The organism is Telmatobacter sp. DSM 110680, assembly GCF_039994875.1.
In the GTDB taxonomy this organism is placed as follows: domain Bacteria; phylum Acidobacteriota; class Terriglobia; order Terriglobales; family Acidobacteriaceae; genus Telmatobacter.
Genome location: NZ_CP121196.1, coordinates 1,212,502 through 1,237,573 on the forward strand (window position 1 = coordinate 1,212,502; position 25,072 = coordinate 1,237,573).

At 56.1% G+C, this 25,072-nt stretch carries 11 protein-coding genes, 23 tRNA genes and 1 pseudogene; 10 read left to right on the forward strand and 25 right to left on the reverse strand.

Annotated features, from left to right (window positions below; translation table 11 throughout):
* Positions 1 to 50 precede the first annotated feature (50 nt).
* Positions 51 to 5,528 carry a putative Ig domain-containing protein gene (locus P8935_RS04830; protein WP_348263886.1) on the reverse strand — a complete coding sequence of 1,826 codons (5,478 nt, stop codon included), beginning with the start codon at positions 5,526 to 5,528 and terminating at the stop codon, positions 51 to 53.
* Between the two features lie 920 nt (positions 5,529 to 6,448).
* Positions 6,449 to 6,543 (reverse strand) — tRNA-Sec (locus P8935_RS04835).
* A gap of 70 nt (positions 6,544 to 6,613) precedes the next feature.
* On the opposite strand from P8935_RS04835, the gene selD reads away from it, so the two are divergent.
* The 8 genes and pseudogenes from selD to P8935_RS04875 all read left to right on the forward strand — a co-directional run bounded on the left by selD (position 6,614) and on the right by P8935_RS04875 (position 15,721).
* Entirely contained in the window at positions 6,614 to 7,687 is a 1,074-nt protein-coding gene (selD, locus tag P8935_RS04840) for a selenide, water dikinase SelD (RefSeq protein ID WP_348263887.1), read from the forward strand.
* Positions 7,688 to 7,716: 29 nt separating this feature from the next.
* Positions 7,717 to 9,156, forward strand: coding sequence for an L-seryl-tRNA(Sec) selenium transferase (gene selA / locus P8935_RS04845; protein WP_348263888.1), 1,440 nt, complete (start codon positions 7,717 to 7,719; stop codon positions 9,154 to 9,156).
* 38 nt (positions 9,157 to 9,194) lie between these two features.
* Positions 9,195 to 11,090, forward strand: a complete 1,896-nt coding sequence (gene selB / locus P8935_RS04850; RefSeq protein WP_348263889.1) for a selenocysteine-specific translation elongation factor — start codon at positions 9,195 to 9,197, stop codon at positions 11,088 to 11,090.
* A 77-nt stretch (positions 11,091 to 11,167) separates the two neighbouring features.
* Entirely contained in the window at positions 11,168 to 11,437 is a 270-nt protein-coding gene (locus tag P8935_RS04855; protein ID WP_348263890.1) for a carboxymuconolactone decarboxylase family protein, read from the forward strand.
* Between the two features lie 60 nt (positions 11,438 to 11,497).
* On the forward strand, positions 11,498 to 11,755 hold the full coding sequence (locus P8935_RS04860) for a carboxymuconolactone decarboxylase family protein (RefSeq protein ID WP_348265309.1): 258 nt from the start codon (positions 11,498 to 11,500) through the stop codon (positions 11,753 to 11,755).
* Between the two features lie 7 nt (positions 11,756 to 11,762).
* Positions 11,763 to 12,095 carry a hypothetical protein gene (locus P8935_RS04865; protein ID WP_348263891.1) on the forward strand — a complete coding sequence of 111 codons (333 nt, stop codon included), beginning with the start codon at positions 11,763 to 11,765 and terminating at the stop codon, positions 12,093 to 12,095.
* Between the two features lie 12 nt (positions 12,096 to 12,107).
* Positions 12,108 to 12,491: pseudogene (locus P8935_RS04870) on the forward strand (deiodinase-like protein); the annotation flags it as partial.
* Positions 12,492 to 12,715: 224 nt separating this feature from the next.
* Positions 12,716 to 15,721: a TonB-dependent receptor gene (locus P8935_RS04875; protein WP_348263892.1), complete on the forward strand. Its 3,006-nt coding sequence runs from the start codon at positions 12,716 to 12,718 to the stop codon at positions 15,719 to 15,721.
* 251 nt (positions 15,722 to 15,972) lie between these two features.
* Here P8935_RS04875 and P8935_RS04880 read toward each other — a convergent pair.
* The 23 genes from P8935_RS04880 to P8935_RS04990 all read right to left on the reverse strand — a co-directional run bounded on the left by P8935_RS04880 (position 15,973) and on the right by P8935_RS04990 (position 19,804).
* A tRNA-Arg gene (locus P8935_RS04880) sits at positions 15,973 to 16,049 on the reverse strand.
* Between the two features lie 14 nt (positions 16,050 to 16,063).
* A tRNA-Arg gene (locus tag P8935_RS04885) sits at positions 16,064 to 16,139 on the reverse strand.
* A 93-nt stretch (positions 16,140 to 16,232) separates the two neighbouring features.
* Positions 16,233 to 16,320: transfer RNA gene (locus P8935_RS04890), tRNA-Lys, on the reverse strand.
* Positions 16,321 to 16,499: 179 nt separating this feature from the next.
* Positions 16,500 to 16,578, reverse strand: a tRNA-Ile gene (locus P8935_RS04895).
* Between the two features lie 6 nt (positions 16,579 to 16,584).
* Positions 16,585 to 16,702, reverse strand: a tRNA-OTHER gene (locus P8935_RS04900).
* Positions 16,703 to 16,704: 2 nt separating this feature from the next.
* A tRNA-Trp gene (locus P8935_RS04905) sits at positions 16,705 to 16,781 on the reverse strand.
* Positions 16,782 to 16,973: 192 nt separating this feature from the next.
* Positions 16,974 to 17,050, reverse strand: a tRNA-Arg gene (locus tag P8935_RS04910).
* A 167-nt stretch (positions 17,051 to 17,217) separates the two neighbouring features.
* Positions 17,218 to 17,294: transfer RNA gene (locus tag P8935_RS04915), tRNA-Ala, on the reverse strand.
* A 115-nt stretch (positions 17,295 to 17,409) separates the two neighbouring features.
* A tRNA-Thr gene (locus tag P8935_RS04920) sits at positions 17,410 to 17,485 on the reverse strand.
* A gap of 8 nt (positions 17,486 to 17,493) precedes the next feature.
* Positions 17,494 to 17,569 (reverse strand) — tRNA-Thr (locus P8935_RS04925).
* A 6-nt stretch (positions 17,570 to 17,575) separates the two neighbouring features.
* Positions 17,576 to 18,088 (reverse strand): HNH endonuclease, encoded by a 513-nt coding sequence (locus tag P8935_RS04930; RefSeq protein ID WP_348263893.1) that lies wholly within the window; start codon positions 18,086 to 18,088, stop codon positions 17,576 to 17,578.
* Between the two features lie 18 nt (positions 18,089 to 18,106).
* A tRNA-Thr gene (locus P8935_RS04935) sits at positions 18,107 to 18,182 on the reverse strand.
* A gap of 26 nt (positions 18,183 to 18,208) precedes the next feature.
* Positions 18,209 to 18,283 (reverse strand) — tRNA-Gly (locus P8935_RS04940).
* A gap of 8 nt (positions 18,284 to 18,291) precedes the next feature.
* Positions 18,292 to 18,422: transfer RNA gene (locus tag P8935_RS04945), tRNA-Gln, on the reverse strand.
* A 73-nt stretch (positions 18,423 to 18,495) separates the two neighbouring features.
* A tRNA-Gln gene (locus P8935_RS04950) sits at positions 18,496 to 18,571 on the reverse strand.
* 7 nt (positions 18,572 to 18,578) lie between these two features.
* Positions 18,579 to 18,654, reverse strand: a tRNA-Asn gene (locus tag P8935_RS04955).
* A 309-nt stretch (positions 18,655 to 18,963) separates the two neighbouring features.
* Positions 18,964 to 19,038: transfer RNA gene (locus tag P8935_RS04960), tRNA-Glu, on the reverse strand.
* A gap of 9 nt (positions 19,039 to 19,047) precedes the next feature.
* Positions 19,048 to 19,124: transfer RNA gene (locus P8935_RS04965), tRNA-Asp, on the reverse strand.
* A 15-nt stretch (positions 19,125 to 19,139) separates the two neighbouring features.
* Positions 19,140 to 19,228: transfer RNA gene (locus tag P8935_RS04970), tRNA-Tyr, on the reverse strand.
* Positions 19,229 to 19,365: 137 nt separating this feature from the next.
* Positions 19,366 to 19,452: transfer RNA gene (locus P8935_RS04975), tRNA-Ser, on the reverse strand.
* 12 nt (positions 19,453 to 19,464) lie between these two features.
* Positions 19,465 to 19,555, reverse strand: a tRNA-Ser gene (locus P8935_RS04980).
* Positions 19,556 to 19,565: 10 nt separating this feature from the next.
* A tRNA-Leu gene (locus tag P8935_RS04985) sits at positions 19,566 to 19,650 on the reverse strand.
* Positions 19,651 to 19,724: 74 nt separating this feature from the next.
* Positions 19,725 to 19,804: transfer RNA gene (locus tag P8935_RS04990), tRNA-Leu, on the reverse strand.
* Positions 19,805 to 20,299: 495 nt separating this feature from the next.
* On the opposite strand from P8935_RS04990, the gene P8935_RS04995 reads away from it, so the two are divergent.
* Both P8935_RS04995 and P8935_RS05000 read left to right on the forward strand, forming a co-directional pair.
* Entirely contained in the window at positions 20,300 to 21,475 is a 1,176-nt protein-coding gene (locus P8935_RS04995; protein ID WP_348263894.1) for an RtcB family protein, read from the forward strand.
* 317 nt (positions 21,476 to 21,792) lie between these two features.
* A complete protein-coding gene (locus P8935_RS05000) occupies positions 21,793 to 25,020 on the forward strand; it encodes a CHAT domain-containing protein (RefSeq protein WP_348263895.1) in 3,228 nt (1,075 codons plus the stop codon).
* The last annotated feature ends 52 nt before the right edge of the window (positions 25,021 to 25,072 follow it).

Genomic DNA, 25,072 nt, shown 5'->3' on the forward strand with positions numbered 1-25,072 from the left:
TTGTCGTCTCCCGTCGTATCTGCGCGTAGAGTTCTGCTCCGTTTCGCCGCTTAGTAGAGCAACGAAACAGTTGGGGAAGTAGTAAGTGGGTTGGTATCGATTACTACGAATCTGCCAGGTGAAATCGCATAGACCACTGTTGTCCCGTCGGCAAACACATAGCGTCCGGCAGTTGCAGGTGTGGCGTTGCCATTTGGATTTGACAGGCTGTAGGTAGTGGATCCCGAGGTGCCAAGTTGAAGCACATTCAAAGTGCCGACGCCGACATTCTCGTCAAGCGTGTAGGTGGCGTTGCCGGCCCCGTCGGCAGTGAAGTTGCCGGAGGCATTGATGCTGGCAAGTGAGCTTGCCGGAATCGTTCCTTCGACATAGGTCCCCTTCAGTGTTGCAAGGCTGAATGGAGCGCCGGTTTGTGCTTCAAGATGCCCAAGTCCGGCATATCCAGTTTCGAGGAAGTACCCGTGGTTGGGGCTTACCAGGTAGACAACACGAGCATCCGGCGGACCTGTCGGCAATCCGAGCAGGCCAAGAAGGATGGAAATGAGGCTTGAATGGTTTGGATAGTCAAGCACTCCACGGCCATTGGAACTCACGGTGCATGCCGAGGTTCCGGTTGCGCCGTAGGACCCCAACAACCCTTCGAGAAGATTGCTCTTGTTCGAGTTGGACAGTCCAGTGAGGTTGTCGACAAGGCTGGTAAGGCCGCCGCTCTCAAAGTTGGTGGTGTCACAGGTGCCCGCACCGTTGCCACTCGCGCGGAAGACGGTTGCGGTCGAGAAATTCAGCACGTTCTGCAGCGTCGTGCCGAGAAGTCCAGGATTAGATTGCGCATCTTCGTAGCCAACGAACGGGCCGTTCATGGATGCGTTCGAGAAGCTACCCGAGGTCTGCAGTTCTGCGGTGCCCGCCAGCAGCGTGTATGCAGAATGCTTGTCCGTCGACAGAATGAATGCTTCGTTTGCATTCACGATATAGACAGCAAAGTTGGTGGGATAGAGGCCGTCGGAGATGCTCGTGTTCGTCATCTCTAGTTGCACGCGGCCATTCTGATCGGCGGTCTGGTAAGAGCCGCTGACTGGAGCATTCGCGAAGTTGAAGCTGGCAATATTTGTGTCTGCAGTGCCTGCAGATATGCTGCCGGATCCGTTGGCAGTGAAGGCTCCAACCGTGGCCACTGGTCCAGAAGCAATGCCAACAGTGCAGGAAACCAGACAAGGCGTATCCCCCGACAATCCGAATGCATAGCTGCCTTTCAGCCCAGCGCTGAAGGAAGAGGGGGTCTGCGCAAGCAACTGGCCGGACCCCTTGGTTCCCACGAGTTGATCGTTGTCAAACTCGATCAGGCTGCCCTGCGTCGACACGGTCGCTGGCGAGACGGGTGCCTTTAGCGAGATGGCATAGGTGAAGGTCTGATCCGTGGTGCCGTCAGGATTCAGCGTCGTGATCGTGATCTTTCCGCGGCTGTCTGCGTTGATTTCGTAGGTGCCGAGGAAGTTCTGAGCCTGAACCGTCGTGCCGCTTGGATCAGAAGATTGGTGGTTGGCATCCAGTTCGCCCAGGTTGATGCCTCCGGTACCATCAGCAGTGAAGCTGCCAACGGTTGCGGTCTGGTAAGCGAGTACACCAGCCAACACGTCGTCGTATCCCTGGAAGAGGTACGCGTACGGTCCGGTAAGTTCGCCATCATAGGGAGTGGACGGATACTGCACGAGCAGTATCAGTGGAAGCGATGCAGTTGCCGATACGCTATCGGTCACAGTCGCCGTGAAGCTGGTTGCTCCAGGTTGCGTGGGCGTTCCGGAGATTAGCCCATCCGACTGCAGCGTGATGCCCGGAGGTAATGAACCTGCGGTTAGGGCATAGGTGTACGGCGGATTGCCACCTGTCGCTTTCAGCGTGTACGAGTACGGGACGCCGACGATAGCAATCGGTAAAGTTCCCGTCAGGCTCAAAGTGCCGGAAGGATGGATGGTGATGCTTTCCGCACCGGAAACTGTCTTCGTCGGATTGCTCGCATCCGTTACGGTCACGGTCAGATTCGAAGTTCCAACCGCAGTCGGAGTGCCGCTGATGACACATCCGGTAAGTGAAAGTCCAGCCGGCAGCGTGCCCGTTGTTATCGAGCAACTGTAGGGCGTAGTGCCGCCGTTCGCGCCAATGGTCGCGCTGTAGACCACACCGACAGTTCCATCAGGTAGCGTGCTGTTCAATGTAAGCGCTGCTGGATTGATAACGATCGTTTCCGGACCGGACGTACTTTGCGAAGGCGATTCAGAATCGGTCACCTTCACGGTCACTGTCGAACTTCCCGCTGTTGTAGGAGTGCCGCTGACTGAGCATCCAGTCATCGTGAGCCCTGCCGGCAGCGTGCCCGACGTAATCGTGCAGCTATACGGAGATGTTCCGCCGCTAACGCCGATGGCCGCGCTGTAGGGCACGCCGACCGTACCGTCTGGCAGAGTTGAAGCAGTCAGAGTGAGCGGCGACGGATTAATCGTAACGGTCTCGCTCTTGCTCGCGTTCTGTGTCGGACTACCGGAGTCAGTCACAGTGACGGTGACTGTCGACGATCCGGCAGACGTTGGTGTACCGCTCACCGTGCAACCGCTCAGGATCAATCCCGCTGGCAGCGTTCCCGAGATTGAACAGGTATAGGGAGACGTTCCGCCGGAGGCAGTAATCGTCGCGCTATAGGTTGATCCGACGGTGCCATTCGGAAGAGATCCGGTAATGGTCAATGCGGCGGGGTTGATGACAATCGTCTCGTTCGAGCTCGCATTCTGTGCTGGGCTGCCGGAGTCAGTAACTTTGACGACGACCGGCGAAGATCCCGCGGTCGTCGGTGTGCCGCTGACCGTGCAACCAGCGAGGGTGAGTCCTGCCGGTAGAGTGCCCGTGATCGAGCAGGTATACGGTGTCGTTCCCCCAGTTGCGGTAATCGTCGTACTGTACGCACTGCCTACCGTGCCATTGGGCAATGTTCCTGTGATCGCAAGTGTTGCCGGAGCGATGACGATTGTCTCGTTCTGGCTTGCGTTCTGTGCCGGGCTTCCAGAATCTGTCACTTTAACAGTGATGGGTGACGAGCCTGCTGCGGTAGGCGTTCCACCCACTGTGCAGCCGGTAAGGGTGAGGCCTGCCGGTAGCGCGCCTGTGATCGAGCAGGAATACGGAGGCGTTCCATCAGCTGCAGTAATAGTCGCGCTGTAGGGAGTTCCAACAGTTCCGCCAGGCAAAGTGTTGGTGATCGTCAGAGCAGCCGGAGCGATGACGATGGTCTCTGCCTGGCTCGCATTTTGTGCAGGACTTCCGGAGTCCGTAACCTTCACAGTAATTGGCGATGAACCTTGAGTCGTCGGTGTGCCGCTCACCGTGCAACCAGAAAGCGTGAGCCCTCCCGGCAACGTTCCGGTAATCGAACAGGTATACGGCGATGTGCCACCCGTTGCGCCAATCAGCGAGCTGTATGGCACACCGACCGTTCCATTTGGAAGCGTGTTCGTGAGCGTCAGGGCTGCGGGCGCTATCACGATGGTTTCGTTTTGACTTGCATTCTGCGCGGGGCTTCCAGCATCCGTGACCTTCACCAGAATCGTCGAGCTGCCAGAAGCTGTCGGCGTTCCGCTCACTGTGCATCCGGCCAGGCTCAAGCCCGCTGGCAAAGTTCCAGTGATCGAGCAACTGTAGGGAGTGGTACCACCGCTCGCGGTGATATTCGCGCTATAAGCCACGCCGACCGTCCCGTTAGGCAGCGTATTTGTCAGCGCGAGAACCGGCGGAGCGATGACGATTGTTTCAACCTGGCTCGCATTCTGTGCAGGGGTTCCAGAATCGGTGACCTTCACCGTGACCGTGGCGCTGCCTGCTGTTGTTGGAATGCCACTGACGACGCATGCGTTCAGCGACAGACCGGCAGGCAGTGTCCCCGTGATCGAGCAAGCATAAGGCGATGTCCCACCGCTTGCCGTGATCGTCGAACTGTATGCCACGCCAACTGTTCCGTTTGGCAGAGTGCTGGTGAGCGAAAGAGGAGTGGGAGAGATGATGATCGTTTCATTGGCACTGACGCTCTGCGAGGGCGTGCTGGAGTCAGTGACTTTTACTGTAATCGTCGAGGTCTGTGCCGTAGTGGGCGTGCCTGCAACGGAGCATCCTGACAGAGCGAGTCCCGCAGGCAGAGTTCCAGCAGTGATGGAACAGGTATACGGAGTCGTTCCACCGGTTGCGGAGATGGCCGCCGCGTACGACACGCCAACCGTGCCGTTCGGCAACGTGTTAGTAATGGCGAGCGGAGAATTGATAGTGATGGAAACAGCAGCAGTCGCAGTTGCGCCGAGGGTGTCCTTCACCTGAACGGTGAAGCTTGACGTTCCCTTGTTAGTTGGCACACCGGAGATGACGCCGGTCGTCGGAGAGATAGTGAGTCCGGCAGGAAGAGATCCCGCGACGACGCTCCACGCGTAAGGTGTCACGCCGCCTGAAGCGACGAACGAAGTTGTGTATGCGACGCCGACGGTGCCCTCAGGCTGCGGACCACCAACGAGCGTAAGCGGCGAAACAACAGTAATCGATGCAGTGGCGGTAGCGACCGCTGTTGTGCTGTCCTGTACTTGCACAACAAAAGTTGAAGTTCCGGGTGATGTCGGAGTTCCGGAGATAACGCCTGTTGTCGGAGAGATATTCAAACCGGCGGGGAGAGATCCCGAAGCGATGCTCCAACTGTAAGGGGTTACTCCGCCTGCTGCTGTCAGCGAAGTCGTATAAGCGACGCCAACTTCGCCTTGTGGCTGCGGGCCACCTAACAGCGTAAGTGGCGGAACCGGATTTGAAATCAGAATCGATTCATTGGCAGTCACGGTGAAAGGCACAGAGCTCGCATCGGTCAACTGCAAGGTGAACATCGAAGTGCCGGCAGTCGTTGGTATCCCTGAGATGACGCCAGTTGCGGCGTTGAATGTGAGACCAGCGGGAAGTGTGCCACTCAGAACGGTGGTTGTTAACGGCGCGGTGCCTCCTGCGGAGACGATCGTGGTGCTGTAGGCCTGGCCCACCACTCCTGCCGGCGGCACACCAGTCAGCGTTGGATCCGGATTCACCGTTATGCTTACGGTCTCCTGGCTTTTGGTGTTTGGGATTGCGGCGAGTAGCGTCACTTGCATTGGCGCTGTGATACCCGATGGTGCCGTATACGTAATTGTCGAACCATTGCTCGACGAGAGAGAGCCGCATGCACTTCCGTTGCACGAGTTGCCGGAGAAAGACCATGCGAGCTGATAAGTCCCGGTAAGATTTGCTGTGATCTTCACAGACTGACCCGCATCGAGCACAAACGAAGTAGCCGAGAGGCTTGAGATTCCGCCGCCCGCATATCCTCCGCCTCCGCAACCACTGAGCACAAGACACAGCAGAAGGAAAACCACGCTCAGCTGCGAAGCCAGCGATTTGGAATCGCTGAGAGACAGCGGCACGTTGCGGCTGACGTTAATCCGATTGCCTGCGCACGCAGGAAAGGTCTCGGGGATCACCATGGGGAATCTGACCTCCATCAAACTCTGAAAGGCATCCGGCCCGCCTTCCGGGCTTCCGTGATGCCGACTCCGCGGTAGGGAATTACCTCGAAGTCATTCGCGAGTTTTGTCCGTACTTCTTCGCGGGTCTATACAACAAACGAGCTAATACCGCGCGTAATGGACAGTAACTCAACATTCAGTTGTTCAATTGGAGTTTGATTGGTGGCGCTCTAACTTAAGTTATGCGGATCGCATCAACCTTCTTGCATCAAGCATCGGGGAAACCACTAAGAAGGCAGTATTCATGGGATCGATTCCACAACTATCGCACTCAATATATGTGGACCGAAATGTTTCATTCACTTCTTTTGAAAGCTAAACCGAGTTTTTAATGAAGATATAGGTCAGCTCTCATTCAGATGATCAGAACTTACATATCTCATGTAATATCACGGGCGATATCATATTCATTTCTTGCACGATTAGTGGATCGCCCTATAAGAGAAATGAAGTTCCGGAACTGAATATGATTGCCCTTCTACCGATCGACTGCACGATATTCAGCTTGCAAAGCATGTCCTGCACCCCTCAGAACGGTCCGATTGGGAACATTCCTTGCAGGCAAACTTTAGATATTACCCAGGCCCGCTCCAATGCTGGCGTGCACAAAAATGGCAGGGAACTGACTCGCTCTGCCAATCGGAAACTCCGATCGGCCAGTCTTGCTCAGCCGTTACGATGGCCGAGATCGTCGTTCCTCCACATCACGGTTGGAAAGCTTCGCCAACGTTCGTACCAGGTGTTCTGAAAGCGAGTGTCTCTTTGTGAGTTTTTCCGCAATGGAAAGAATGAATCACTCATCGGTCGCCGGACAACACTTCGACCCCGCATGCGGATGTCGCTTATTTTGCGAATATTCCGGTAAGAAACGTGTGAGATGGCGGAAGCGCGTGTGAGTCGAACACACCGTCGCCCGTGAAGGACGACCGCCGGTTTTGAAGACCGGGAGGATCACCGGAGCCTAAGCACTTCCGTCTTGAAACTTTCTCACATGCTACCGTGGCTATGGAACAACTCACGACAATTTCTGTCGTAAAGAGAGAATGACATTGGAACCTCACCAGCCGATTCGTCTGACTCAGCAAGTGAAAGCTGGCGGCTGCGCCAGCAAGCTTCCTGCCGGCTCACTGCGGCAGGTGCTCTCTGCGCTTCCGGCACAAACCAGTCCTGATCTCGTTGTCGGGTTTGAAACTTCAGACGACGCCGGTATATTCCGCATTGGCCCTAAGCAGGCTCTAGTGCAGACGATCGACTTCTTCACCCCGCTGGTCGATGACCCATTTACATTTGGCCAGATCGCCGCAACGAATGCATTGAGTGATGTGTATGCCATGGGAGGTCGCCCTCTCACTGCGCTGGCCGTCGTCTGCTTCCCGCAGGATTCCGATCTTGGGATTCTGGAGCAAATCATGCGTGGCGGTCTTTCGAAAATGTCCGAAGCCAACTGCATCGTAGTAGGGGGACATTCAGTTCGAGATGTGGAGATGAAATTCGGTTATGCGGTCACGGGTCTTATCGATCCGGAGCGCGTCTACACAAATGCGGGAGCAGTTCCGGGAGACACACTGATCCTGACTAAGCCGATCGGCACGGGGGTGATCACTACAGCCCTGAAACAAGGCAAATCGGAAGCGGTGTGGGTGGATCACGCGATCCGTTCGATGACCACGCTCAACGGCACGGCATCCGCTCTGGCAATTGCTTGCTCAGGCGTTCACGCAATTACGGACATTACAGGTTTTGGTCTTATGGGCCATGCACGCGAGATGGCATTGGGCAGTGGTGTGACCCTGGAGATCGAAACAGCTCATTTGCCGTTACTCGATGGCGCGTTGAGCGCGGTTCGCCTGGAGGCGATACCGGGAGGTCTGCTGGCCAATCGTGATTTTGCAGAGTGCCTCGTTCAGGATTCCGTAGGAAGCCAAATTCCGGATGATCTTCGTGCACTCCTTTATGATCCGCAGACATCAGGAGGGCTCCTCATTTCAGTGGCTCGTGAAAATGCGCCAGGATTGCTTGCGTCTTTCCAGAGAGAGGGTGTTCCTGCCGCCGTCATTGGATGCGTATCAGGTGCGTCGACGCCAGGAGCCCATGCACCCGCGATCATTTTGCGGTGATGCATTACTCTGATTGAGGATTGCCCGCCATGACACCAAGGAATCTCGTCGATGATGAAAAGCGCAACGCTCTCTATCAATCGTTGCCCTCTGTCAGTGAGGTTCTTTTGATGCCGATGTGTCGCGAGTTTCTCAAATCATATTCGCGTGGCCAACTAGTTGACGCGATTCGCAGCACGCTTGCAGACCTTCGTTTCGAGATCTCGTCGGGTGATCACACGGTGCCTAGCATCCAAAATGACATTGATCAGATACCGAACGCTGTTGCCAGATACCTTACATTGGGCGCGGCCTATTCGCTTCGTCCCGTCATCAATGCTACCGGTGTGATTCTCCACACCAATCTGGGTCGCGCACCGTTGAGCAGCGGGGCACTTCGGCATGTCGTAGAGGTCGCGCAGGATTACTGCAACCTCGAACTCGACCTCGACACTGGTTTGCGCAGCCACAGAGACGCGCACGCTGAAGCTCTTTTGCTTCGCGTCCTGTCCCAGGAGAGCTCTGCCGTGGTTGAACCTGATGGTTACGGCGTCGTAGTTATAAACAACTGCGCGGCAGCTACCTTACTTGCGTTAAATTCCGTCGCTGAAAAGAGCGAGGTGATTGTATCGCGCGGCGAACTCGTCGAGATTGGCGGTGGCTTCCGCATTCCGGAGATTCTGGAGAAGTCTGGTGCAATCCTCAAGGAAGTGGGCACAACCAACCGCACTCGGATAGCCGACTATGAGAATGCGCTAAGTGCTGCTACGGGACTTTTATTGCGAGTGCATCAGTCAAATTTCAGCATGGAAGGGTTTGTCGAACGACCATCGTTGCAGGAAATGGTCACACTCTCAAAACGAGTGAAGTTGCCTTTGTTCGAAGATCAGGGTACTGGCCTGCTCTCCTCACTCGAGCGTGTCGGAGTCCGTGGAGAGCCAACCCTGATGCAGTCGTTTGAGTCTGGCGTAGACCTGATCGCCGCGAGCGGGGACAAATTGCTGGGCGGACCGCAGTGCGGCATTCTTGTGGGCAGGAGGGACCTAATCGAGCGCATTCGAAAGAACCCTCTGCTCAGAGCACTGCGTGTAGATAAGCTCACCTATGCAGCGCTTGAGGCTACGCTGCTTGAGCATTTGTCCGATGCTTCCGCGACCATTCCTGTTGAGCGAATGTTGAGCATCCCATCCGAGGAGATCATGTGCCGGTGTCGAGTGGTTGTCAACAAGACGATGTCTGCTCGCATTGTTCTCGACGTGGTTCCGGTCAACAGCCTGGTTGGCGGAGGAACGGCACCGAAAGCGTCGTTGCCGAGTTGCGCAATCTCGATACGGCATAGTGTGTTGTCGGCATCGGATCTGCTTGGGGCGCTTCGGAGGCTTGAACCTCCGATCATCGGACGTATCGAGGAAGATGTGGTGCTGCTCGATTTACGCACTGTCCCTTCGAGTTTTGACGGCGACCTCAGCTCTCTTCTCTCAAGTCTCTGATTGCCTGGAGGCAGATGCGCCACGAAGGATTGCTCTGAATGACCAGCCAGCCCAGATCGATTGTCATCGGAACCGCGGGTCACATTGATCACGGCAAGACCACACTTGTTCGCGCCCTCACAGGCATTGATGCCGACCGGCTGCCTGAGGAAAAGCGACGCGGCATCACAATCGATCTTGGATTTGCCTCGTTCGATACGAAACTGCCGAATCAATCTCCGATGCGAATCAGTTTCGTAGATGTTCCCGGGCATAGCCTCTTCATCCGCAATATGCTCGCGGGCGCCGGATGCGTCTCTGCTGTCATGCTCGTCGTCGCAGCTGACGAGGGGGTCATGCCGCAGACGGTTGAGCATCTTGCAATCTGCGAACTTCTGGGGATCTCGCATGGAATTACGGTGATTACTAAAACGGATGCAGTCGATGCTACTCGGCTGGTGGAGATGCAAAAGTCAGTCGAGTCCTTTCTGCAAGGTACGTTTCTCGAGCGTGATCATGGTGCCGTGGTGCCCGTTAGCGCCGCGTCCGGGGAAGGTATGGATGCCCTGCGAACTGCTTTAAGGGATCTTGCGACGCGGCTACACATCACCACCTCAGACGCGTTGATGCGGATGCCTGCCGATCGCTCATTCGTCATGAAGGGGTTTGGCACCGTCGTTACAGGGACACTGCTGTCAGGAACGATCCGCGAGGGCCAAACGCTGCAACTGGAGCCAGGAAATCGCGCAGTGCGTGTTCGCGGATTACAGAGCCACGGCGAGCCCCAACAGACTGCGCAACCCGGTTCTCGCGTCGCTGTGAATCTTTCCGGCGTGGATGCAACGGAAGTGCATCGAGGTCAGACGCTCGTTCTGCCCAATACCCTGCGGGCGGTCGACTTGATCGACGTGGAGATTGAGCTTCTTAAGAGCGCGCCAAAGCTGAAGCATCGGGCCAGTGTTCATTTCCACGCTCTGACTTCCGAGACCATGGCCAACGTTTCACTATACGGATATGAAGCGGTTCAACCAGGATCAGTTCGCCTCGCACGCTTGAAGCTTACAGAGCCGATCGTTCTGGTTCCGGGTGATCGTTTCGTGATTCGGTTGCCATTGCCTGCCGGAACCATTGGCGGCGGACGCGTTCTCGATGCCAGTCCGGAGGCGCGCTTGCGCAAGGCTGTCACACTTTCGTGGCTCGAGCAAATCAAGGGCAGTTCTACAGAACAACAAATTGAGCTGCGCGTCGGCCGTCGCAAGACGACTGGGATTACGCTTGATGCTCTCTCGATCGAAACGGGCTTGTCCATAGACGCGGTGCGGCGTCTCATCCATCCTGCGGTGCGACGCGGAAGCCTCCTGTTCGTCACGGACGATCTGCTACTGAGCAGGGAAGGATTGGTAGCTGCCGCCAGCGCGATCATGGCGCGCCTGCAGGTTGGACAACCGACCGCAAAGAGATCTGAGTTGCGCAGCCAGACGAGCCTCAAGGCCGAGATTTTTGAATTCGCGATTCAGTCACTCCTGCGAGAGCAAAAAGTAGAGGTATCCGGCGAGACGGTCTCTATCTACAGGGCGACACGAAATTCTTCGGATGCTGAAAGCGAGCAATTGACAGCGGTGGCTCGAATTTACGAAGCGGCTGGCCTTGCGTCTCCTTCTGTTACTGAACTTGCAGCGAGGCTCAAACTTGGAGAAGCCGAGATCAGGCGACGCGTCACGATTCTCCAGCGCAATATGACCATCGTGCGGATGGGCAATGATGACCTGTTTATCCATTCTGCAGCGCTTCAACAGCTTGCCGCGCAGATTACCGCGCTTCGCGGGAGTGTGATGGATGTTGGCCGATTCAAGCAGATCACCGGACTTTCCCGAAAATATGCGATCCCTTTACTCGAATACCTGGACCGCCAGCACATCACGCGCAAAAAAGGAGATGAGCGCGTGGTGCTCTAGATCCCGATCCTCCCACGGAGGGATGCCATTCGGGCCAGCCCGTGATATATTGCCTGAGAATTCGCTGGGAGAATCCCTTGAATTTGCCTGACCACGAGACCAAGATCGAGCTCATCGAGGATAAAGACGCGACCGGCGAAGTTGCCGAGGTCTACGAACAATGGCGCGCCAAGTCGGGGCGCCAGCAAATGCCCGGTATTTTGAAGTGCTTCAGCCATCGCCCTGACTTTCTTCGCCAGGTGATGCAATTCAGCGACACCGTACATTTTTCTCAGGGACATCTCGACCGGCGAACCAAGGAAGCGATCGCGAGCTGGGTATCATGGCTCAATCGCTGTCCTTATTGACTGGACTCTCATGCATACTTCCTGCGTGTTCAGGGAGCCGAAGAGAGTGCGGTAATAGCAATAGCGAAGGGCAATCTGGAAGAAGCGGGCTTGACCCCTGCGGAACGTGCATTGCTTGACTACGTAACTAAAGTGACAGAAGCGGCCTATCGAACAACGAGCGAGGACGTGCAGGGACTTCGGAATCATGGTTGGACGGAACGGCAGATCGCTGAGGCGGTTTACATCACGGCGATGTTTGCGTTTTTTAATCGAGTTGCCGACGCGTTCGGGATTGCGCCGCAGGGTTACCTTGAGATGAATGGGTTGACGAAGTAGGAGAGGCATGGACGGAACCAAAAAGAGACGTATGCGCAACTGGCTCATCAGTGCCGCGGTGGTCTGTTTTGCGGGCTGGCTTTGTCTTGTGAGTTACGTCAACTGGGCAATGCATCAGTCGCCGGAAGTCTTCGGCCATGTAATGGCCCGGATGCCGATGCCCGCGTATTTTGTGCTTCCGTTCGAGACTCTCTGGATGCGGGCGCGTGGTGGGCAATTGAATGTAGGTGATGCCGCTCCTGATCTGACTGTGAAAAAACTCGAAGACCATAGTCCGACCGAGTTAGCATCGCTCTGGGCGGACAGACCGGTCGTTTTGGTCTTCGGCAGCTATACGTGACCCCCTTTTCGGCGGGAGGTTCCCGCCCTGAATAAACTGGCGGATCAGTACAAGGACAAGATCGGCTTCTACGCCGTGTACATCCTTGAAGCGCACCCCACCGACGTATGGCAGATGCAATCCAACGTGCGCGATAACGTTCTTTTCAGTAGTCCCAAGGATGAGGTAGAACGCGCGTATGTTGCCGGCGCGTGTGTACGCAAGCTGGGCATCAAATTTCCGGCGCTGGTTGACGGTTTCGACAATCGAGTTGAGTCCGCCTACACAGGCTGGCCCGACCGACTCTACCTGGTCGGTAAAGGCGGGCGCGTTCTATACAAGAGCAAGCCCGGCCCCTTCGGCTTTCATCCCGACGACCTTGCGCAGGCCATCACGAAGTCGTTGCCCACGAACTGAATCTGCTCGAGCATGAAATCAGCGTGCTGAAATCTATTACGGCCGCCGCCTTCTAGCGCAGCCCTTTCTCCGCCTTTCGATGGACCAATAAGCCGTCTTAACGGGCGATGCTCGCGATCGGTCCGATTCCGTATCGTCCCGCAAGAGGCTCTTCGTCCAACCCCTATCACTCAGAAAAAGATTGAAGCCTCGTTTTTTGTGAGGTCAATGCTTCGGAGGTTCTTGTGCACACAACGACACTCGGCAGAGTGATAAGCAGATCTCTGCTCGCTGTTCTTTTACTCCTTCCCCGTCTGCATGCTCAACAAGCTGCCAGCGGTAACATCGCAGGAATAGTCACCGATCCCTCTGGCAAGTGTGTCGCTAAGGCCGTGGTTACACTCACCAACGTCGCGCAGGGCACTGTCCGCACCTTTACGACACAGAACGATGGTGTGTTCTCGTTCGCCGCACTCGAGGCGGCTAAATACATACTTTCGGCGACGGCGCCTTCCGGCTTCGCCCCTTGGAATGAAAAGGTCAATCTTGAGGTCGGACAGACGCTGAACATCCCAGCTCATCTCGAAGTTGCCATGAGTCGCACAGACATTCAAGTAACCTCAGATGCACAGTCAGGTGTCAACACCACAAGTTCCGATCTTGGCGGAGTCATTGGTGCACGCCAGATCGAGACGCTGCCGCTGAATGGCCGCAACTATCTTGAACTGGCCTATCTTGTTCCCGGCAATGCTCCCGCACCTAACTTCGATCCCACCAAAGTGAATACGATTGTCGTCTCTTCTGCAGGCCAAGTCGGTCGCGGCGGCAACGTCATGATCGACGGGGCCGACAACAACGACGATGCGGTGGGCGGCTCGCTCGTCAATATCCCCGAAGATGCAGTGCAGGAATTTCAAATTGCCAGCAATCGTTTTTCTGCTGGTCTCGGTCGCTCCGGCTCGACAGTGATCAACGTTGTCACTAAACAGGGGTCCAACAGTCTTCATGGCGGCCTTGCAATCTACGAGCGCGACCACTCTCTTCAGGGACTTCCTGCGACCTATCAGCCAATCCCCGGTCTCTCGCCAACGTTTCATCGACAGCAGTATGCTGCCGATGCCGGCGGTCCGTTTCGTCGGGACAAAGCATGGTGGTTCGTTGCCATGGAAGATCGCCAGCAGCTTGGCGCCGACCTCGTCGGTCAGCGCGACACCGCGAAACAAGTCATCAACCGCGTCTTCGCAACTGCACCTTTGCACGACTTCCTCACCACAGAGCGCCTCGACTGGCAACTTGACGAGCGTGATCGTATCGGCTTCCGCGAGTCTCTCCAACTGGAGGATGATCTAAGTCAAAGCTCACTTGATCGCGCACTGGGGAGCGCCGCTTATCGACAGACCGCCGTCAATCATCTGCAGGGGCTCACCGCGGATTGGGTACATATTTTCACTCCAGCCGTAGTCAATCGTCTCAGCTTCGCTGACAACAACTTCATCAATACAACTTCACCCCTCTCTACAGCGCCGCAGATCACGTACCCTGACCTCGACGACGGAGCCACTTACCGCGTTCCACAGCAAACGCTGCAGTTTCGACTTCAAGGCGATGACACGCTGAGTTGGAGCCGGCACAACCACACCCTCAGCTTTGGCGGAGAAGTGCAGTCCATCGACGCTGACTTTAACCTCGGCGTTTTTCAGCAGGGCAACATCCAGACCGTCGAAGATTTTCCTGACTTCGACCGCAACCAGGATGGCAAAGTCGATGACAATGACTTGCTTTTCGCGGTAGGCCTCCGCAGTTCCACGCCAACGCGTGCTCTCGATCTTCCCAACAATGACAGCTTCCATTTTGCGCTGTTCACCGAAGATGATTGGAAAGTAATTCCGAAGCTCACCCTCAATCTTGGTCTCCGCTGGGAGATGGATACCAATCTCAACAATCTCAGCTGGTATGGCCAACGCAACCCAATCGTGCAGTCGTTCTATCAAGGCAGGCGCCACCGTGACTTCAACAACTGGGCTCCGCGCGTTGGCTTCAACTTTGCGCTCAATCCCGACCTTACCATTCACGGTGGCTACGGAATCTACTACGACCGCATTACGCTCGAAATCATGTCGCTGGAAAAAGGCTTCGACGGCCGGGCGCTTGCTCTGAACGTAACGGCCGGCAATGTCATCACCGACCCGAACGGCGTGCCCGTCTATCTGAATCAGGACGGCACGTTCAAGTCGTATGCGCCCCAGGTCCTCTCCAGTCCTTTCAGCGGGTTTCTGTTCACGGGTGCGGGCGCCACCGGCATCGATATCATTAACAACCGCCTGCGCAACCCAATGGTGCAACAGTTCAATCTCGGTGTTGAGAAGCAGATTGGCCGCGGTTTTCTCGTCAAGGTTGACGGTGTTCACAATCTCGGCACGCGTTTCATCATCGGTCGTCCTGTTGGCACTGTCTACAATCCCGATACGCTAGGCCCCGACAACGTTACCGATCTCGAATCTGCCGTGAATACTAAATACGATGCACTCTGGGTTAGTGCTCGTCAGCGTTTCTCCAAGTACGGAGAGTTCGACGCCGCTTACACACTTGCCAAGGCCTTCAATTACGCTAACGACGATCAGATTCCGTTTGAATATTCACCCATCGATCCGAACAATCTGCAGCGCGAATACGGCCCTCCCCCGAATGATCAGCGCCACCGCCTCGTAATTTCAGGCATGGCTAACCTGCCACTCAAACTGCAGTTCGCACCCATCTGGACCATCGCTTCCGGTGTTCCCATGGATATCCTTCTCCCCGATGGCAGCGAGCGCGTACCTACGCTACAGCGGAATGCCGGCGGACGCGCATTCCATAATGCGCAGCAACTTAACGCGTTTATCGCGGCTACGAATGCTGCCGGCGGCGTATTCGAAGCCAGTGCCAATAGCAGCGTGACACTTCCCTCCGTCAGTCCTCACGCACGGTTCAACGACAGCTTCAATTCTCTCGACTTTCGTCTGGACCGATCCTTCCATCTCGGCGATCGCTACACCATCGCCGTTCTCGGTGAAGCTTTCAACATCTTCAACGTGACTAACATCCTCGGTGTCAGCAATCTGAACTATTCCGGTTTCGCCAACACGCTCTCGCCGGACCCCAACAACCCAAACTTCTCATCGAGTTTTGGCATGCCCGTCTCCACTGCCGGCGGCGTCTTCGGCTCGGGTGGTCCTCGCGCATTTCAACTCGCCGCAAAGCTCAATTTTTAGTTGAGATTTAAGAATGCGGCTCCTTCGTCGGCCAACCGCACAACCCCTGCAGCCTCAGAATTAGCTGCAATTGGACCCAATTTCAACAGGGATGCCGGTTCGGCTCCGCAGCGAGTCGTCGATGAAACTGAATAGTTGGAGAGAGAGTCGTCGTCGTTTTACTGTACCGATGACGACTACATCTTTCCTTCTATGGCGAACAATGTCTCGCCGAAACTTAATCTTGTGCCGGGTGCATGAGTCGAACCTTATGGAGCGCGTGATAGGGCTCGAACCCACAACCTTCGGCTTCGGACGCCGACGCTAAATCCGTTTGAGCTTCACACGCGTGGACTACAACACTGGAGCCGTCCGCGGGACTTCAACCCGCATCTTCATCGTTAGGACCGATACGCTCTTTGCATTGAGCTAGGACGGCGTAGAACATCTGGAGCGCCAGGCAGGACTCGAATCTGCGTGCGGCGGCTTTAGAAGTGCCGTGCCTCATCCATCTCGGCCACTGGCGCATAATTGGTGGAGCCGGTGGGACTTGAACCCACATTGGGATTTCTCCCGCTGATTAAAAGTCAGGTCTCTGCATCCGATTCGAGTACGACTCCAAAGCTGGTGGGTCAGCGGGAAGTCGAATCCCGTCCGAGCAGCTGCAAACCCAGAGTTACACATCGCGGAGCCGCTTCAGCGCAGTCGCCGCGACCAACAGGGAACGGCGACCCATGAAGGTTCAGACGATGGCACGTCTTAAGAGCCGCCTATGCTGCCGTCAAGACCTGTGACCTATTGGTGGAGGTATCGGGAGTTGAACCCGGAGACTCGCGCTTATAAGGCGCGGGCTACATACCGGTAGCAGCTATACCTCCAAATCGTGGTGGCTGCGGTCAGATTCGAACTGACTACTTTGCGCTTAAGGACCGGGGTCCCCGGCGACAGGTCTTCGTCGCTGGGGTGGTGAGACGCCTGCTCATCCGCGTGAGCTTCGCAGCCGCTGGCGAGGGTGGCGGGCTTCGAACCCGCTTCATTCGGCTTTGGAGGCCGACGTTCTACCAGTCTGAACTTCACCCTCATTTTCAAAGATCAATAAAGAACCCCGACCTGAGTCGGGGTCTGGTGCTCATTCGACGCATGCACTCAGACCCTCAAGACGCGGCTCCCCAAATGACCCGCTTGCCGGTCATTCTGACTATGTCGCGTTTGAAGGTCCTAAGCATCATGTCAATTCACCATCAGAACGTTTGCGAAACTACGGTTCAATTTGTGGAGCGTCCGGCAGGACTCGAACCTGCGTGCACTTCGTTCGTAGCGAAGGCCATCAATCCGCTCTGGCACGGACGCTCAAAACTTTGGTCGGGGAACTCAGAATTGAACTGAGTCCACGTGCTCCCAAGGCACGGATGCAACGCATTACACCATTCCCCGATGGTGCCAGCCCAGCGAGTTGAACGCTGCTCTCTCCGTTTTCAGCGGAGCGTATCGACCGCGCATACGCGACTGGCGAAATCTGGTGGACCTAGTCGGCTCTGCCCCGACCGCCTCCGCATTGCAAGTGCGGCGCTCTCCCTGAATGAGCTATAGGCCCGAAACTGTGCCGGGGAATTTCATCCCGGCGATAAGGGTGGCCGGTGGGAGTTGAACCCACAAGAGACATGAGTCACAGTCATGCCCGACGTTCCGATAGTCGGCACGGCCACAGTTGGAGCACCCGGGGTTACTCGAAAACCCATTCTGCTGATTACAGGTCAGCCGCTCTTCCACTTGAGCTACAGGTGCAATCTCGTTGGAGCCGGCAGCAGGGCTTTAACCCGCATCCTTCGCCATACCGAGGCGACACTCTGACAATTGAGCTATGCCGGCTGAACTTCAGTAGTACAGATACTTCCTCCACTTCTCCTCGCCGATTCCTGTCTGGCGCATGAAAGCACGAGAGGTGTGAATCGTCACGCGGCGCGGCTGACGGAGCAACTTCATGCCTGCTTCCGTCGGAGTCCGATCTGCCTTGCGCGCGTTGCAGTCGCGACACGCGGCAACCAGGTTTTCCCACGTGCTCTGTCCGCCTCGAGCGCGAGGAATTACATGCTCCAGTTCCAAGTCGCTGCTCAAGAACTTCTCGCCGCAATACTGGCAAATGTGTCCGTCGCGAATGAGGATGTTCTTCCTCGATAGCGTCTGGATCCGCAGCGGCAAACGCCGATACTGGCGAAGGCGAATGACACAAGGCAATTGCAGGCCGACATGCACATACCGATCGTGTGCCTCTTCGATCACGGCAACACCCTTGATGAGCAACACGAGGGCACGGCGAGCACGTGTAATGTTCACGGGCTCATAGCTCGCATTGAGCACTAGTACTGGCATTGTCATCGCACTCGTCATATAGCCTCTCCTGTGTCTTGGAACTGGCGGCCGGAATCGAACCGGCTTCGTCCTCGTTACGAATGAGGTGCATTACCCTCTCTGCCACGCCAGCAAACACATACTCCTCAATCAAACTCATGGAGCGGCTGGCCGGAGTTGAACCGGCGATCTCCGCGCTGGCGACGCAGCGTCTTACCGCTCGACTACAGCCGCTCATCTTCTGGCTCCGGGAGGGGGATTCGAACTTGAGCCGCTTTGCGGGTGTTGGAATCCGCAGGCGAAATCCTGAGCGAAGCCGAAGGACCCATCCGCGGTTCCAAAGACCACTGTCCTGCCATTAGACGATCCCGGAATATTCATCCTTCACTTTGCTTAGACACACTCCACTTATCCATGCCAGTTACTTCACTGACATAGTGACTAACTGGCTGGCGAGCAAGGCTTCAAACCTTGACTTTCCGCGTTCAGAGCGCGGCGTGTTCCCAGTTACACCACTCGCCACTAATGTTGGCTGCGCAGGCGGGAGTCGAACCCGCATAACCCTGATTAACAGTCAGGTTCTCTGCCAGTTGAGATACCGCGCAATGTTGCCCAGAAACTAAAAAACCCCTGACCTTGTTGAAGGCCGGGGGCTCGAGTCTCCTGAATTGGAGCTATATCTCGCTAGTCCGGCCAGAACACGGTGATACCCTGTCGCGTCAGTTGCGCCCACGCGGTGGGTATAAATCCGTGATTGAGTCGGAGCATCATGACCTAGGTACTTTACCCCGACTTAGTTTCAAAAGTCAAATGCGAACGCTGCAACTATTAGTCACCTATGGATCTTGGGTACTAACATCTCGAACAATTGCGGGCGGCGTGCACGCAGAACGTCGTGCACCATCATTGAAGTTTGGTCACGCCGACCAGAGTTGAACTGGCATTCGCGCCTTGAAGGGACGCTGGCCTAACCGTTAGCCGACGGCGTGATCCGTTGTTGGCGCGGCCGACCGGATTCGAACCGGCATCTGCTCGATCGACAATCGAGAGCTTTCGCCGTTTAAGTTACAGCCGCGCGTGTACAAACTTTTGGTGGGTGTGGAAGGATTCGAACCCTCAATACTCCAAAGAGCCCCGGGGTTACGGCCCGGTGGGGCAACCAGTCGCCCCAACACACCCACATTTAGCGGAGACAGCGCGAGTCGAACGCGCAAGCCCCGAAGGTACGTCCCGCTTCGGACGGGATGGGCTTTCCAATGCCCAACGCTACCCCACCCCCGAGACGAAGACCTGTCGCCAGGGATCTCAATTCTCGGCGGTAGGAGCAGGACTTGAACCTGCACACGCCTTGCAACGTGAGCCTCGACTCCAACGAGGTGCGATACCGTTCCGCTCATCCTACCGACGAAACAAACTGGCGGAGACGATCCGATTCGAACGGATGGTGCCTTTCAAAGGCACTCCGCGTTAGCAGTGCGGCGCCATAGACCACTCGGCCACGTCTCCATGAATCTCTTGGTGGGGATGGAGAGATTTGAACTCTCACGCGCGAAGGCACTGGTTTCTAAGACCAGCGTGTCTCCCACTTCCACCACATCCCCACGACTTACTAACTCCGTATGACCTAGATACACCTCGAGCGATCAGGTTCCTAAGCGCAAACCTGTCGACGAATTGGTGGGCTCCCAGGGACTCGAACCCTGAAGATGTCACAGCTCTTGAGGCTGCTGCGTCTGCCGATTCCGCCAGAAGCCCATAAAGCAAAAGCCCCTCGATTTCTCGAGGGGCTTTTGCGATTCCGTAGATTCTACCTAAATCAGCCGCACCCCTCCATGCCCAGCAAATCGCTGAGTGATTCGGACAGATACGACTTGAATAGGTTCTTCACGAAGACGAGAATAACTCAGTTCCGGTTTAAAGGCAACTAACTTTATGGTTATTACCAGAAGTAAGTAGCGTACTTCCCTTCGATGTGTGTTGCTTCTTTTTGAAAAGTAGGGCATGATGACATTCATGCTGAACCGAGTTCCATCAATGGCGCATCACCAAGCGAAAGACCTCCGGCCTTATTCGCAAGGTGAGGTTGTGTCCCTGCCAGGACTCGATTGGACAAGCGCTTAGCTTTTCCCAAAGCAGACTCTCGAGCCCCTGGCCTGATGGTCGGGGCTTTTTCGTTGGTGTTTGAAAACTGTTGTCGCGATTTGACTCTGACGCGACACAAGCAAGTGAGGAACAACTCAAGTGATACGCATGGAGATTTTCGATAACCAGATTCCTGTGTTCGGTCACGCCGATGATCGTACGCTGAACCAGATTCGCGTCTGCGCACGCACAGCCGACAAGGTCGCACTGATGCCCGACAACCATGTCGGCTACGGTGTGCCCATCGGCGGAGTAGTGGCGTACAAGAATGCGATCAGCCCTACCGGTGTTGGCTATGACATCGGCTGCGGCAACAAGGCCGTGCGTCTTGATATGCCCGGCGTGGAGCTACGTGGGCGCATTGCCAAGATCATGGACGACGTGTGGTCGATCATCAGCTTTGGCGTTGGCCGCAAGAACAACGAAAGGGTAGACCACGCACTCTTCGATGATGTGGCTTGGAAACTGAAGTCGATTTCCTCTCTCAAGGAGATGGCGCGTAACCAGCTTGGCACCGTGGGCAGCGGCAATCACTATGTTGACCTGTTCACAGACGAAGAGGATCGCGTGTGGATTGGTGTGCACTTCGGATCGCGCGGACTTGGTCACAAGACGGCTACGCACTTCTTGAAGGCCGCTGGCGCTTCGGACGGAATGGATGTTGAGCCTTGCGTTCTTTCAACCGATAGCGATCTTGGATCTGAATACCTCGAGGCTATGCGTTTGGCTGGTGATTACGCCTATGCAGGTCGCGACTGGGTCTGCGGCCGCGTTGCCCAGATCCTGGGAGCGCCGATTGTCGAAGAGGTGCACAACCATCACAACTACGCCTGGCGCGAAGAGCACGAAGGCGAGCAATTGTGGGTGGTACGCAAGGGTGCGACGCCGGCCTTTCCGGGCCAGCGTGGATTTGTCGGCGGGACGATGGGTGAGCAGTCGGTCATTCTCGAAGGAGTTGAAAACGAGCATGCCCGTTATTCGCTCTATTCCACCGTGCACGGCGCGGGTCGCGCAATGGGCCGTCGCGAGGCAGCCGGCGTTGTCGACCGCAAGACCGGAGAGGTCAAGCGTGCCGGCAAGGTCACTCCCGAGATGATGCGCACATGGGTGGATCGCGCCGGGATTGAACTGCGCGGTGCTGGGCTCGACGAGTCTCCGGACTGCTACAAGCGTCTCGATGAGGTGCTCGAGGCTGTTGGCGACACGGTGAGAGTCTTGCACCGTCTCACCCCGGTTGGAGTCGCAATGGCAGGAGCAAACGAGTTCGATCCCTATAAGGACTGAACCATTCAGCCAATTGGCCGCGCAGAGTGAAAGTTGCTCTGCGCGACCAGTTCAATAGCAGGCGAATCTGCCATTCTGGCGCTGGAACAGAGGCATCAAGGAACTGCCAGAACCGAATTGAAGAAACGACGCATCAAATCCGGGAGCGTAACGACGCTTTGCCGGTTACAGTAGAAGTCGACAGCAAACATGCCGCACCGGGCCATGCATTGAGACCTGCATTGTCTCCACCGCCTATCTTCCTCGCTTGCGACTCGTGTAAACTCTGAAGCATTCTGTTGACTTCTTAACCTCCCTTGCACCGCGAGGTCCGCTGTATGGTGAGCCCGCGCATTCACCCTGGACGCTGCGGATGGGCAATGCCGCTGGCTCTCATAGCTGCCCTGTTGCCCATGCAACTCGCCAGCCAGACCACTCAGACATTGCCGCCGCCCGGTGGTTTGGCGTCGGGTACGCAGGTTGCGGGTTCGCAACTGTCGCGTGATGAAAATTCCAGTTTGGATCAGCTTCAGGCAGCATTGAATTCTGCAATTACGGCTCGCGATGCTCGAACTGTGGCGAAACTGCAGAATCAGATTGGCGACCTTTGGTTCCGTGCCGGAAACTCCAGCAATTCGCTCGAAGCCTACAACCAAGCTTTGGCGGCAGCAAAACGGGCACAGGATGCGGAGCAAGGCGTGACCGCGCTCAACGGACTGGGAAACCTGGCTCGGAATGCCGGTCAGCTCCAGCAAGCGATGCAGGCCTATCAGCGGGCTCTCGACGTTGCTACCGCGCAAAATGTCACGGCCGGTAAGGCGGAGGCGCTCAATGGCCTCGCGCTCCTCTCTGCCGCTCAGAAACAGCCGGCGAAGGCATTGGACTACGCAAACCAGGCCTTGGAGATCCGGCGCACTCTCGGCGACCACTCCGGCGAGGCGCAGATCCTTGCCGAAATTGCCACCGGCTACAACGCCGCGGGAGATCAAACGAACGCACTCAAATACGCGCAGCAGGCCTACGATGCTTTCCATGCGTCTGGCGACGGGCGCGGCGAGGCCATGGCGCTCATCGGCATGGGCGACATCTATGGCAGTCTCAGAGACAAGAAGGCAATGGACTATTATTCTCGGGCTCTTGCCATTGCCCGCCAATCGAACTTCCCGCGCATACTGGCAACAGCGCTGAACAAGTTGGGTACCGGCGAAAATGCGCTTGGAGAAAACCAGAAAGCGTTGGAAAACTTCAACGAGGCTCTATCGATCTTCCAGCGCTTGAACATGGCCGATGCAAGTGGGCTAACGATGAACAACATCGGCCTTGCCTTGTCCGAACTGGGAGAGAAGGAAAAAGCGATCGGCTACTACAACCAGGCTTTGCCCATTCTGCGCGCCGCGGGCGATCGCAGCGGCGAGGCAACGGTACTGAACGACATGGGGATGGTTTATCAGAGTCTTGGCGACCGGCAGAAGGCGCTCGATTACTACAACCAGGCGCTGCCCATCGTAATGACGAAGGGAGACCGCGCAACGGAAGAGATACTGCTGAACAACATGGGCGCGGCTTACGTTGAACTCGGAGACAAACAAAAGGCCGTCGAAGTTCTGGATCAGGCCATCGCACTGCAAACCGGTGTCGCCAATCGACGTGGCGAAGGCGTTGCACGGGTGAGCGCGGGTATGGCGTATCACAAAATGGGTGACGATCAAAAGGCGCTTGAGTCCATCAACCAGGGCCTCGACATTCTTCGCCAGGTGAGCGATCGACAAAATGAGGCGCGCGCTCACACTGCACTCGCCAGAGTTTACTTCGATAAACGGGACATCGCCGACGCGCGTGCGAATTTGAATCAGGCTTTGCCTCTCGCCCAAGCCGTCAACGATCCCCTCATCTTGTCTCCCATCCTTTACGGCATGATGTGGGTACACAAGGATCAGCCCGCCTTAGCCATCTTCTATGGGAAGCAAGCGGTGAACCTGGTGCAAAAGGTGCGCAGCAATATGCAAGGACTCGACAAATCCCTGCAATCCACTTTTGTTGCGTCCAAGGCGGATTTTTATCACGATCTCGCCGATCTGCTCATAAACCAGGGCCGGCTGCCGGAGGCGCAACAAGTCCTCGACTTGCTCAAGCAGCAGGAATATTCAGACTATGTGCGTGGCGCGCCAACTGACGCGCTGAGTGCGCTGACACTCACCCCGGCAGAACAGAAGGCAGAGCAGGATTACGAGAAGTCAACCGGACTGATTGTGGCAGCGGGCGAACAGTGGGCGGAACTCAAGAGCAACAGCGCGCGCACACCGGAACAAGAGCAGCAATTCCGGCAGCTCTCCGATCAACTCAATGCGGCGAATAGAGCGCTGGACGACTACTATGCAAGGCTTTATGTGCTTTTCGGCAAAGACAGTGCGGCGAATAAGCAACTGGCAGACGTGAAAGGAAACGTGAGCGCCCTTGAAGAGCAGGTCGCGGAATCGCCTCACACCGTTGCGCTCTACACGATGGTGTCCAACGGCTACTACCGAGTGATTCTGATCACCCCGGTAGCGACAGTGGCGCGTGAGTTTGCAATTGCAGACACAGAGTTGAACAAAGATGTGGCGGATTTCGAACGGGTGTTGCGCGACCCGCTAAGCGATCCGAAACCGCAGGCACAGCTTCTGTACAACATCCTGATTGGCCCGGTAAAGACGGAACTCGACCAGGCAAAGGCTGAGACGCTTGTATGGTCACTGGATGGCGTATTGCGCTATATACCGATAGCGGCGCTCTATGACGGGAAGCAATACATGGTAGAGAAGTACAACACCGTGACAATTACGCCTGCCAGTATCTCGCTTCTCGAGGACAAGCCGGATGTCGCCAACCTCAGCGTGGTCGCGATGGGCATAGCCCGCAAGTATGAGGAGGGATTGCCAGCTCTTCCTTCGGTGGCAAACGAACTCCGCGATGTCGCGAGAGACCCGAAGATGCAAGGCGCAAACGGCGCTTTACCGGGAACGATTCTGCTTGACAATCAGTTTACCGAGAAAGCGATGGAGGACCAGCTGAGCGCTAGGCACGGGGTGGTCCACATCGCCAGCCACTTTGTTTTCAAGCCCGGGGACGACAGTCAAAGCTATCTGTTGCTCGCCAGCAAAGACGAAGGAAGCACGGGATTTCATCTGACGGTGGCAGACTTTCGAGATAACAGAAATCTAGCGCTGCGCCATACGGATTTGCTCACGCTTTCCGCCTGCGAGACGGGAATCAGCGGCAATTCTGGCAATGGTCGCGAAGTGGATGGGCTGGGCACGACGGCGCAACTGAAAGGGGCCAAGTCCGTAATCTCATCGTTGTGGGAAGTGAGCGACTCGAGTACCGGCGAACTGATGGCCGACTTTTATCGGCGTTGGTCCTCGGGGAGCGGCAAAACCGCAAAGGTGGAGGCGCTTCGCCAGGCGCAGTTAGATCTGCTGATGGGCAGAATAAAACCAAAATCGGACTTCGCTAATCCCGACGCACTGACAAGCTTTGCGCACCCATTCTACTGGGCTCCATTTGTACTCATGGGAAACTGGAGATAAACAGCGTGCTGAGGTTCCGAACGGCGATGAATTATCGGGTTCTGAGAAACAA